This is a genomic window from Alteromonas sp. KUL106, from assembly GCF_009811415.1.
GTDB lineage: Bacteria > Pseudomonadota > Gammaproteobacteria > Enterobacterales > Alteromonadaceae > Alteromonas.
Genome location: NZ_BLIG01000062.1, coordinates 1 through 11,097, shown reverse-complemented (window position 1 = coordinate 11,097; position 11,097 = coordinate 1). Strand labels below are relative to the sequence as shown.

At 42.9% G+C, this 11,097-nt stretch carries 12 protein-coding genes; 2 read left to right on the top strand and 10 right to left on the bottom strand.

The genetic code is table 11. From position 1 onward, the window contains the following. Positions 1-82: 82 nt before the first annotated feature. From GVO63_RS19100 to GVO63_RS19080, 5 genes are all read right to left on the bottom strand, one after another. Complete coding sequence (locus GVO63_RS19100; protein WP_201285160.1) at positions 83-1,915, bottom strand: DUF4105 domain-containing protein; 1,833 nt, start codon at positions 1,913-1,915, stop codon at positions 83-85. A gap of 3 nt (positions 1,916-1,918) precedes the next feature. Further along, a complete protein-coding gene (locus tag GVO63_RS19095; protein WP_159493517.1) occupies positions 1,919-2,275 on the bottom strand; it encodes an adenosine deaminase in 357 nt (118 codons plus the stop codon). Between the two features lie 217 nt (positions 2,276-2,492). Continuing rightward, positions 2,493-2,867, bottom strand: coding sequence for a hypothetical protein (locus GVO63_RS19090; RefSeq protein ID WP_159582008.1), 375 nt, complete (start codon positions 2,865-2,867; stop codon positions 2,493-2,495). 8 nt (positions 2,868-2,875) lie between these two features. Beyond that, positions 2,876-3,418, bottom strand: coding sequence for a redoxin domain-containing protein (locus tag GVO63_RS19085; protein WP_159582006.1), 543 nt, complete (start codon positions 3,416-3,418; stop codon positions 2,876-2,878). Positions 3,419-3,427: 9 nt separating this feature from the next. Next, complete coding sequence (locus GVO63_RS19080; protein WP_236552217.1) at positions 3,428-4,045, bottom strand: NAD(P)H-dependent oxidoreductase; 618 nt, start codon at positions 4,043-4,045, stop codon at positions 3,428-3,430. Here GVO63_RS19080 and GVO63_RS19075 point away from each other — a divergent pair. Then, positions 4,001-4,720: a cytochrome c peroxidase gene (locus GVO63_RS19075; RefSeq protein WP_308469308.1), complete on the top strand. Its 720-nt coding sequence runs from the start codon at positions 4,001-4,003 to the stop codon at positions 4,718-4,720. The two genes, GVO63_RS19080 and GVO63_RS19075, sit on opposite strands and share 45 nt — an antisense overlap. A 78-nt stretch (positions 4,721-4,798) precedes the next feature. On the opposite strand, the gene GVO63_RS19070 is transcribed toward GVO63_RS19075, so the two are convergent. From GVO63_RS19070 to GVO63_RS19055, 4 genes are all read right to left on the bottom strand, one after another. Beyond that, on the bottom strand, positions 4,799-5,332 hold the full coding sequence (locus GVO63_RS19070) for a hypothetical protein (protein WP_159582004.1): 534 nt from the start codon (positions 5,330-5,332) through the stop codon (positions 4,799-4,801). Between the two features lie 59 nt (positions 5,333-5,391). Then, the gene (locus tag GVO63_RS19065) at positions 5,392-8,418 is read right to left on the bottom strand and encodes a DUF1194 domain-containing protein (protein ID WP_159582002.1); all 3,027 of its coding nucleotides are present in this window, start codon (positions 8,416-8,418) and stop codon (positions 5,392-5,394) included. Positions 8,419-8,534: 116 nt separating this feature from the next. Continuing rightward, positions 8,535-8,891, bottom strand: a complete 357-nt coding sequence (locus tag GVO63_RS19060) for a hypothetical protein (protein WP_159582000.1) — start codon at positions 8,889-8,891, stop codon at positions 8,535-8,537. A gap of 40 nt (positions 8,892-8,931) precedes the next feature. Beyond that, entirely contained in the window at positions 8,932-9,552 is a 621-nt protein-coding gene (locus GVO63_RS19055; RefSeq protein ID WP_159581998.1) for a cohesin domain-containing protein, read from the bottom strand. Between the two features lie 611 nt (positions 9,553-10,163). On the opposite strand from GVO63_RS19055, the gene GVO63_RS19050 reads away from it, so the two are divergent. Further along, entirely contained in the window at positions 10,164-10,355 is a 192-nt protein-coding gene (locus tag GVO63_RS19050) for a hypothetical protein (RefSeq protein WP_159581996.1), read from the top strand. A gap of 153 nt (positions 10,356-10,508) precedes the next feature. On the opposite strand, the gene GVO63_RS19045 is transcribed toward GVO63_RS19050, so the two are convergent. Next, positions 10,509-11,097: thioesterase domain-containing protein (locus tag GVO63_RS19045; RefSeq protein WP_236552216.1), on the bottom strand; the 589-nt coding region annotated here is incomplete at its 5' end.

Sequence of the window (11,097 nt, the reverse complement as noted above, 5' to 3'; positions counted from 1 at the left end):
TTGTAGGGGGACTTCAATTGTTACTGATCAGCAAATAATGTCACCCCATAGACCCCCAAAAAAGTACCTTACGTCAAATAGCCTAAAAACGATAACCCAGCATAAAAGAAGCGGTGGATTCATATTCATTAGCAACTTTCTGAATATTCACTTCAAAATCTAACGCGATGTTTTGAAAACCATATTGGTGCAAGCTAAACGAGGCTTCATCGATTGGTTCGTCACTACCGTACTGGTTGTAAGCCCGACTTAAGCGAATAGCTAACTTATTATCAAGTTTCGTATAGGCATATAATCCAATAACGGGTTTGGCGTATACGAAAGTTTCATCCTTGTTTGCGCCTGCACCAATAATGATGTCGCTATACACTCCTAAACCTTGCATAACTTCACGGGTGAAGCCTAAACCAAATTCCGATTGAACCATGAGTTTGCGTTTTCGCTCGCCAGTTAGCACGCGATTTATCCCAATATTAAATGAGGATGACCAGTTGCTGACATTTTGTGTAACAGGTACTCGCGACACCATTTGGTACAGCATGGCTTTATCCACATAGATATCACCCAAGTCGTTTTGCTCTAGACCCACTCTGAACTCAACGTCGGCCAAGATAAGCTCGGTTTCACCAATCATGCTTCTGTTATCGTCGGCGAGCCTTCTTGCAACAGGAAAGGCTCGAATTGACATGAAAGAACGACTGTCTTGATGAATGAAACCTGTGCCAACATAGCCTTCTTGCTGGCGAGTGGAAGGAACGGGTAGCGCAGATACGTCTAGAGAAAGATTTTTATACTTAGCGTTATATGCTGCAATTTCAGCGAAGTTCTCTTGATATTTCTGTTCTGAAAGTGATTGTGTTGAGCGGAGGTACTGGTTAAGTGCCTGGGCATATTTAGTTTCTACAAATGAAAGTGATAATGAATGTAGCTGAGCAAGAGCCAAATGAGAAGATATAGTAGACGCGCGTAAGCTTCCTATACTTTCTTCTAACGTGGTTATCTCCCATTTATTAGAAGGGACGAATTGAGTCGATGCAACTAGAGAATTTGCTTGAGCAAACTTAACAACGTCAAGCGGCGTCAACCAACTCGCAACCTGATTTAATTGCGCAGGTCGAGCAATATTCACCAATAACTGTGTAACGGTGGCGCAATTAAATATATGAAAAAAATAGGCGGGGCTCTGTTGTCCCAATTCCCATATGTAGTCTTGTACAAAGCGGCGCTGTTGCTCGTCGAAATCTAGCGTGTATCGCCAAATGTTTCTTTGCTCTTCATACAGATAGAACTGCTCAAATTCTTGGTAAGGCGCAACCTTAAATACGCCTTCTTTTCCTGTAATCAATGTTTCGTACATGATGTGAGGAACGTTTAAAGAGTCTAGTTCTGTAAAGAATGTAATGCCGTGTTTAACGGGAATGCCTTTATCGTTAGTTCCATCTAGACGAAGCATAATATGCCCCATCATAGAGCTCGCTGATGTGACATTTTCTGAGGCGTAAATTAGCTTGATACTTTCGGCAGGAACACTGTTTATAAACTTGCGATATTCTGCACAAAGTTGATCAGGTAATATGGATTCAAATTCGGGTATATAGCGTTTGAACAGCCGTAAACGCGCAGGGTAGTTACAACTATTCTGGGTATTGTGCTGAAAAAGGGCAAGGGTATTTTGGGCTTCCTCTAAAGGGCTAACGAACGACTTTGAGATATAAATAGAACTGTCGTTGGTTATTGGTTTCCCATCTTTAAGTTGTAACAACAAGTGCCATAAGGGATCGTTAGCTATTTGCTGTAACGTTTCTCTATCGACTTTTGTGTCGCTAGGTTGGGTAACTTCACCGGTCGTTGAATTAGCCGCAAAAATCAAAAAAAAGGAAGCAAGAATGCTTCCTTTTAAAAATCGAATAAACATAGCTTATTTACAAGGTACGCTTACTGAATCTTGGTATTTCCACATTTTGTCTGAGCCGTAATCGGTAGACGAACCGAATACACCGCCACTTATGATGTTGATGAAAAATGCAGATTCAACTTCTTTGTTTAGGCTAACATCAGTACATTTTGCATCGTCAGCAACTAGTACTTTGTCTTTGTTCTCTTTCTTAACTGTAACAACGCCAGGTACGGTCTGAGACATGCCATCAACAGTAACTGTAGTTGTCTCACCGCTAGATGTTGTAACGTTTATCTTGTGTGTGTCTTCGGTAAGAATGGTGGCACAACCTGAGGTAAGAATAAGGCTTGCTGCAGCTAGTCCAATTATTTTTTTCATTATATTTCCCTTTCTGATTTTGAATGTCGAATTTCGACGAGCGTTAATATAATGTGTACGCTATAAAAATCAAATAAAGATTGTTTCGAAAGTTGTCCGCTGGCGAAAAAAGACTGGAGTAACCAAGCGTTTACGCAGAGATATTGAAGTTAGTGCCAAGTAGCCGTGACACTAACTTTAAAAGCGTTGCTACCACTTACTATAATCGAAGGCTTGGTTATTTAGCTTCCACAATTATTGCAGTAATCGTTGAGTCACCAATATTTTTAACTTGGTGCTCCCATTCGTCATGCCACATGACATAACCATCAGGGATTTCCAAGGTCATTGCTTTGTCAGCTGTTTTGATGATGGCTTTTCCGCCATCTTCAAAATAAACGGTTTCAGCATTGTGTTTGTGCCAAGTGTCTTCTTCGCCGGGCTGAAGCGTCATCTTTAAAACGAGCACGTTTTCGTTTTCTAAGAGAAGAGTGTAGTGCTTTGGCGATACAATATGAGCGTGTCCTGTATTGTCATCGTTCGCCATAGCACACCCAGTTAACATAGTACCCGTTGCTAAAAGGGCTGCTAAGAAATTAGCCACTTTTTTCATAGAAGCTCCTATTTGTGCATACCGCGAATAGGGTAGTTGTTATCGGGATTACGAATCCAGCCCAAACCACTTACTAATGTCTCTAACTCAGGTCTAACAAATGGGTTGTTAGAAATATCAGCAACGTGCACACTGCCTTCATTGTTCACAACAAACAGCGCTGGCTCAGAAAACGGGTGATCAGTTTCTTGAGGCGACCTTGGATAAGAGATATAAACGCCTAATTCTTCCATTTGCTCCACCGTTAACCCGTACGCAATTGGAAAGTTAATATCCAACCTAGGTAGGTGACTTTCAAGCTGCGCTTTACTGTCGCCAGACACTGCGATGAGATCTACGCCAGTTTCGGCAAGATAACCCCTAACACTTTCAAGTTGATTGAGGTATCGAGTGCAAAGTGGACAATGTTGTCCTCGGTAAACCACCACCATTTTCCAATCAAGCCCGTTCTCAGGTGTCGCTAATTTTTTAGTTTCGCCATTTAACAACGTTGCTGAAATATCGGGGAAAGCAGAACCTGCATGTAACTTATTGGTGTATTCAGTAGTCATGATAATTCCTTAAAAATGCTTATTAATGTGAGCTTCAAAACGTTTAAAGTCGTTTTCCACATCGGCGTTTTTCATTACGTCAAAGCTGGCGAAAGTTTCCATTGGCTTCATGCCGAAGAACTTAAAGTTCATATGCATTTGAAACAGTAAATCGTCTACAGATTTACCTTCAAAAAACTCTTCACTGTCGTTGAATGACTCTTCTGGTGCATTGAAGGTTAAAGACATCATGTATTTAACGTCAGTAAGGGTACCGCCTGTACCGTAGTTTTTCTTCGGCGCTTCTTCAACGCGACCGTCGCCGGCACTTAAGGCGCCACCCATACCTGCAGTGTAGATTTCATCCATGTACTTCTTGAATGACCATGGCACACCCATCCAATTAATTGGGGCCTGTAGAAGAACGATGTCAGCCCACTGATGATGGGCCAACTGTTCTTCAACGTTGTGTTCTTCGGCCATTGTCACTACCCGAGTGTTGTAGCCTTTAGCTTCAAGCAGCGTTACTGCTTTATCGACGAAAGATGCGTTTAGCTTGCCTTCCGTGAAAAGGTAATACTGGTGTGCATTAATAATTAGTACATTGCCTGTCTTTGTGGTGGTCTTTTTTGGGATGGTCGGGCGCAAACTGCCACTGAGCAAGCGTTAAAGCCAATAGAAAATCCAATAGAAATGGATTTGCCATTAGAAGAAGCACTAAAGCGCTTAAATACTTCGACAGACTATAAAGCAGCGTTTGACGAAGCCTACGGAAAAGAGCACATCACATCAGCGATGTTAGCGATGGCTCTGGTTGCGTTTGAACGTACAATCCCACCGCCAGACTCGAAGTATCAGCGCTTTATTGCTTTGGCTCAAGAAGCGCCTAAAAAAGCACAAGCTATGCTTTCTGAATCTGAGCTAGAAGGGTTACATCTTTTTAGAACGAAAGCGAAATGCATGACATGTCACGAAGGTGCACTGCTTAGCGATAATGATTTCCACGTTACAGGATTTCACCGTTACGGCTTGTCTTTTGAGGACTTGGGAAGAAGTGAGTTCACTAAAAATGCGCAGGATATTGGGAAGTTTAGAACTCCATCACTATTAGGTATCTCTAAAACGGGCCCTTGGATGCACAACGGGCTTTTTGTGCAATTCAGACCCATGATTGAACAATATAATGCGGGAGGCTTTAAGCCAAAACCGAATAGAAAGAACGCAATGGATCCGCACTATCCCAAAACGACCCCGCTTCTACAGCCACTTAGTTTAAGCGATGATGAAATAAGTGCGCTGGTGGCGTTTCTTAATATTTTGTAGCGTTAAGGCAGATATTATGAGTCCACTATTCTTTCAATCTATGGCAGGTGAATGTGTATAAGTTCCATTGAACTATTCTTATGGTTTTTCAATGTGATGAACACCCAATTCACCAAAACGTAGATCTAAGGCATAGGGAAGTGTGGCTATCGTTAGCTTTTCAGTACATCCAACTAAAACGTTTGGTAATTTCGGTGCGTCGTTTAGACTGCTGTTTGTATCGGCAAGGCAGAATACGTACTCTCCGGTTTCTATTTCCATCTTATAGCGACCTTTTTCGTCTATAACAGCTGTAGTTACCCCATCCAAAGGCATCAATTGACTGTCCCATCGACGTTGTAAACGTCGTAAATTATCGGAAGATATTGATACAAGGCTAGGGCCCCACGTTAGCCAGACATTATGTGGAACAGCTAGAACAACACTATTCGTTAGTGGGATATTGGGGAGTGTTTGCACATCACTGAGGTGAAATGCCGTACCGAAAACCGCCGCTTCTTCTGTGGAACCAAAAGACTTTTCCACCGTATTTTCATCTGCGCAACTCATCACTGACATTACACAGCACGCTACCAGCAACAGTTTTACTACACGCTGAGTACCTTGATTCATTGGGTTAGCCTTATAATCAAAAAAGGCGCCGAAGCGCCTTTTCACTTTACGGATACCTCTTAGTCTATAGCGCAGCCTGGCCTTGTACAGGCAATAGCCGCCAAACGCATATCCAATGCGTTTATCACAGCATCATCGTTCATATCACATTTGGCACCGCAACTAATACCATCGATAGAATTGCCCAAATCTTGTCGCAACAAGTTGATGTCATTCATATCAATGTCGCCATCGTTATCAGCATCGCCTTTAATTTGTCGCTGAATCAGGCTTACTTCTATGGTGACTGAGCTTGAGTCAGTTAAGCCACCGCTGTCTGAACATGTCATGGTAATAGTGTGCGTACCTTCTCTTAACCGTCTAATTCCAGAAGGTAGCGAACCACTTCCAAGTTCAGAAATTATGCTCTCGCCGTTTCCGATATTACCATCTAGATTGCTAGACCATTGTACATTGCTGACATCTCCTTCTGCATCGCTAACAAAGGCATCAAAAACAATAGGTTGGACGCCAACAAAACTGCTGTTGTCTAGCGGATTTACAATATCACAGGAAGGCGGTGTATTAGGTGTAATAAATGTTGAATCTGATGTGTCCTGAGCAGTGTGAAATCCATCACTGACTTGCACGCGTAATAGTCCGTTGAGTGTTTGCGCTATATCGCTCAGCGTGACATTTAGCGTTGTATCAGTGTAGTCAGTAACCAGGGTTTCCCAAGTACTTCCGCCATCTTCACTAAATTGTACAGTATAGGTAAGCGGGCCGCCGTCAGCATCTAAGCCAGTCCATTTGAAATCAGCATCAGGAGGGTTAAGTACTTCACCACCATTGGGATAAACAACAGTAACCTCTGGCGCATTATCGCTGGCAACCAACGAACCCAAAACAGCGTCATTAGACTGCTTCTCAACAACGTATTCGGCCGTATTAGCATCCGCCATTACTGGGATATTTACTAGCCCTAGTTCAATAGGCGTTTCTGGTGACACTTCATTGCCAGTTTCAGAATCACCTGACATGATAGGCGGTGTAAATGGGTATCTATTAAGCTCAACACCATTTTGATCTTTTACAATGAGCACATAGTCATTTCCTGTTGGATAAGGCGGTGTAATACCCGTATCCAATTCGAAAGAGACTACAGGCTTAAATACAATCGACTCCGCATCTATATCAATGATTCCTCTCACTAATATCCACGCTTGTGTGGCCGATAACATCTGTGTGGGCTGGAACAATGCGTCATTTGCCGAAGCAACAGAAAGTGAACTTGCCGAAGCCGCGCCGTTTACAAAATTTCGAATACCTTCATAGGTGAAATCAGATGGCCATCTAAACGGCCCACAGTAGCTCATCATTGCGAAGGTTTGTTCTGGGTCAACAACGGAATTTCTTTGACTATCCCAACCGAACACGAGTTTGTCTTGGCCCGAATTCATAGGACCAATAGTAGCGCGCTGAGCGCCATTAACATTAAAGATGTTAGGGAAGTTTGGCGCAGCACTATCAGCTACAGAATTACAAGGGCCTTTTTCATAGGTTGTACTGCCAGAGACCACTGTACCTACTAAAGCGGCATTGGTTGCATGATGACGTCCGATAGTATGGCCGATTTCATGCCCATGTCGATTGCGACCGTAAGCATTCCCATCTCGAATAACACCTGTAGACACTGAACCCGGAATATCGTTTGCGAGACCTCCTGTAAATCCTGTGCCGTAGCGTAGCTGCCCGGTTTGATCCACGGCTCCGTAGTAAAGTCGTTTACAGTTAAAAGGAAAAATATTCCAACAAAAATCAAGAAAGCGCATGGTTTCTAAGCTAGAGTTAACGTCACCTGCTTGAGGGTGATTAACTGAGCCTAAATCCAGCGTTCCGGTTGTTCTATCGATATTTGCTGTGGGGTAGGTGGCAAGTAAGCGACGTTCCAATTCGTTTATATCAGCACTGCTTGGAACGATAGTTGAACCGCCATTTTCGTATTTAACTTTAACCAGCTTAACCTCAAAATCAGAGCCTGAATTAAATGTTACGGTAGTTTTACAATCGTTCGCTGTTGGACCAGCCGATTCTTTGCAGTCCAACGTACCGCCAACCCCCTCTAACTCGAGTGTGACCTCACCGCTTAACCATGAATCAGGTAGTCTGAAGTTAAGGCTGTCACTAAGGTTTTTTCTTCGATCTAGTGCATCTGGCTTAGCCACAATCGAACCACCAGAGTTGACAGCTGTTAAAGGTGAGCCAGCCAATTCAACGCCATTTCTCGTTCCTTTTAAGCGAGCCGACGCTTTGACAGGATCAGTACCTGTTGCAGGTTCCAAGTACGTTCTCACTAATGTCTTCTTATCCTCAACAAGCGCGACTTTATTCTCAAGATCTTGAATAACTTGCGTTACTTCCATTCCCACCAGTTTTAATGGTTCACCCAAGCACAAAGAACCGACGAAGCTAGCAAATTGTGTAAAGTTGTTTACAACAAATACCGCGCCACCGCCAAATACCTGAGATCCATAATTGCTTTGAGCGTCTGCAGCGTAGAAGAATGGTGGATCCTCTATCGCAATTACACTAAAACGGTCGAGCGTAAAAGCAGCAGACTGTGCCGATGAAATTGTGCTGCTTACACTTGGCCCAGAATTTGGACTGCCATCTGTAGACATACAGTAACTCTGAAAGTCCTCTTCCAATGCGCCATTACCAATTAAGTGATTAGTCGCTAGTGCAATTCCATACCCGGGGCCAGTTGAGCCGCTATATTGGCTCATCGATTGTACTGCGTTAATGGCAGCCTGAGCATCTGCCTCTGAATCGATGACGCGGTATGGAAATTCGATGCGAGCAGTAGAGGCAAATTGAACAACAGTAACGGTAATTTCACCGTCGCGGGGTACTACAAGCGGGTCTTGTAGAGCAGAGACGATACCTTGTCGCTGAATGTTCCAGTCTGTGGCACTAATACTTCCTGAGCCATCAACAATAAACACCAAGTCTGTCTTGGCAAAAACAAGTGGCGAAACGATTAAACTAAATAAAAATAATAAACAGCCGCTCAAACCGTGATGAGCTTTTCGACGAGAACTACACATTTTATACTCTCCATGCTTAAAAACAGTAGGTAAATTGTTAGCCTCAGCATTAGATACAGACACTGTCAGGTACTGTCATAAATCCCCTTTCATTCTTAGCTGAAGGCCTGTGATTGTTAGTGTGTTTCGGTTTGAAGATTTCCTTGCTCATCTACGTATTCAACTAACCAACTTACACTTGGTGGTTCTTGGTCTGGCTGCCAATAAAGCGATGTTGGTCGTGAAATTTTTTGTCCTGGATTAATGTCACCATATTCAAGAGTGGCGTTGAAGCCGTCTGAGGTTTGAAGGGTCACATCGTGTAAAGGGGCAAGGCTAATGTTTTCTGCAACAACAACAAAATCCACCTGTCCCTCACTCTTTGATGTGACTTCAAAAGTAAGCGCGACGGATTCTGCCATGGCAGCGCTTGCAATAAACATGGGGCAAAATGCTAACGTGCGTAAAAGGCGCGTTTTAACTGAGAAATGCATACATCCTCCTATATTTTTGTAAGTTAGAAATTGTCGCCAACTAAGAAAGTGCTGGCGACGAGAAGTACAGGTTTTGCTTTCTGGGCTTAAGTAACCACGCTAAGCCTAGCAATAGCAAAAGAAATGAAGAGGGTTCAGGTACATTCACATCAGGCAATATGCTGACACGTGCATCCATGGTTTGAAAATCGTTGATGAGGGCTGTTCCCGCAGTGTTGGAAATAGACTGTATATCGAGATACAACTCAGTTGTCCCGCTCAGTAACGCGGTGAAATTCAGACTAAATAAAACAAAGCTATCAGGTTGGTTTGCGTCAATTGTTGCTTCATCGTCCAGCGCAGTATCGCTTGCACTTACCGTTCCGCCCATTTCAGTGGCAGAGAAAAAAATACCAGCCCATGAATCTAATCCATCACCGATAGTTGCACTGTTAAATTGCAACATACCGTTATTGAACAACACATCGATGTCAAATGCTCCAACGCTCGGCGACATGCCTGTTCCCAAATCGGAAATAACGACATCCAAGGTGAAGTTTTCATTCAGCTCCAACACATTTGGTGAGGCAAATAATGAAATCATGACCGCATTGGCATTAAATGAACCAAACAACACGACAAGTGCGAATATTGATTTAATACGACGTAGATTTTTTTTCATCAAGTAATCCCTTATTCAATTTGACTAATGTGCTCAAACCACTTAGTCCATCAAACAATCGATACTGACAATAATTCAATTGTTAATCTGAATGATTATTCACCGAGCAATAATTTTTGTAGAAAGTCTTGAACAGACTAATGCGTTTTCTATGAATGAACGATAAGACAAAGGTGGACCCTTAAATCGTTCGACGAGCAAAGAAGCATATTTTGCACCAGAAATATAACTGGCCGTTTTATAGACGATTTTACCGAGTACTAACAATATGAGAACGTTATTTGTTAACGTAGTGTAAAATAATTTGACGCTGGAGGAACTGTCTATTATCCACTGAGGTAGCGCGTAAAATAATTGAAATTTTAAACAGAAAGCGGATTAGAAAAGGCCAGCTACAGGAGCTGGCCTTGATATGCACATAGTATATTATTAAAAGTTAGATTCTCGAAGTTCGGAGGGACCGCTCACGCAGCGTACCCGTCTTTGCAGCCACTTGAAGATAAAGGCCTTATCAAAATAAATAGGGCAGGCACTTACTCCCAGCTGATAGACAGGTTGCTAATGAGAAGGATTGATGCGGTTGTAATTGACGAGCACGTGGGTTATATCTCTTGCAGACCCAATTTGACGAAGCGCAGACAAAGCAGCTATCAATGACGCAAGTGCCTCTTTTCCTCAAACCATTTTATGTCATTTTCAGCAAGCAATACGCAGACGCTCAGCACTTTATTGATTTATTTAATCAAGGGCTTGCGAATATCCAAGCTAGTGGTGTTTATGATGAAATCCTGCGAGATCTCTAGTCCTCAGATACGTCAATGCTCGTCAAACAACGACTTGTTCCTGATGTACTTTCGCATGTAGTGGTAGGTGATAGGTCGCAACAACCAACTTTGTAATAATTTCAAGAATCGCTCATGAGTGGGGGTGTTTTCGTAGATGTTGTCGTCGTGCAGCTACAGCATTTTGCCAACGTGCCAAAAGTAATAGGGGAAAGGTGGCATGAATGTCACCATATCCAGATCGCAACAAATGCGATAGGTTTTGTGATGTAGTAGGTAGTGCTTAAACCAAGAGCGACTGCCAACCGCGGGTTGACCAAATGTTACAACGCGTTTGACGGCTTTCGCATTTTTTCTTTCAAAATAGTCCGCCATTAACACTGCTACCGCACCACCTGATGAATGCCCTATAAATGAAAAGCGTTTTCCTTGTTGGCGCAATTGCTCAAGCACTTTTACCAGCAGTTCTCGAAGTGGGAGAGCTTGCTCAATAGATTTCGTGCTTGAATACATCGGTTCTGCAAGCAATCGACTAAATCCCCAATGCACAAAAAACTTGCGATCGACCTGTTGAATTCTAGAGGGGAGGAAAACCAAATTTGCTAACCAGTCTCTAACGCCAAGCGACCCTCGAAATACTACAATGACCTCTTTTTTATTATCGGTCCATAGTATTCTTACACTCATACGGCCAAATTTATCCACTAGCTGGCGCTGGTGAAATGGCTCTAATATTTGATGATAATGTTCTTCGGCATCGGGG

Excerpts from the sequence above, each read along its gene's own strand:
- GVO63_RS19100 (WP_201285160.1), bottom strand. The coding sequence starts at position 1,915 with ATGTTTATTCGATTTTTAAAAGGAAGCATTCTTGCTTCCTTTTTTTTG.
- GVO63_RS19095 (WP_159493517.1), bottom strand. The coding sequence starts at position 2,275 with ATGAAAAAAATAATTGGACTAGCTGCAGCAAGCCTTATTCTTACCTCA.
- GVO63_RS19090 (WP_159582008.1), bottom strand. The coding sequence starts at position 2,867 with ATGAAAAAAGTGGCTAATTTCTTAGCAGCCCTTTTAGCAACGGGTACT.
- GVO63_RS19085 (WP_159582006.1), bottom strand. The coding sequence starts at position 3,418 with ATGACTACTGAATACACCAATAAGTTACATGCAGGTTCTGCTTTCCCC.
- GVO63_RS19070 (WP_159582004.1), bottom strand. The coding sequence starts at position 5,332 with ATGAATCAAGGTACTCAGCGTGTAGTAAAACTGTTGCTGGTAGCGTGC.
- GVO63_RS19065 (WP_159582002.1), bottom strand. The coding sequence starts at position 8,418 with ATGTGTAGTTCTCGTCGAAAAGCTCATCACGGTTTGAGCGGCTGTTTA.
- GVO63_RS19060 (WP_159582000.1), bottom strand. The coding sequence starts at position 8,891 with ATGCATTTCTCAGTTAAAACGCGCCTTTTACGCACGTTAGCATTTTGC.
- GVO63_RS19055 (WP_159581998.1), bottom strand. The coding sequence starts at position 9,552 with ATGAAAAAAAATCTACGTCGTATTAAATCAATATTCGCACTTGTCGTG.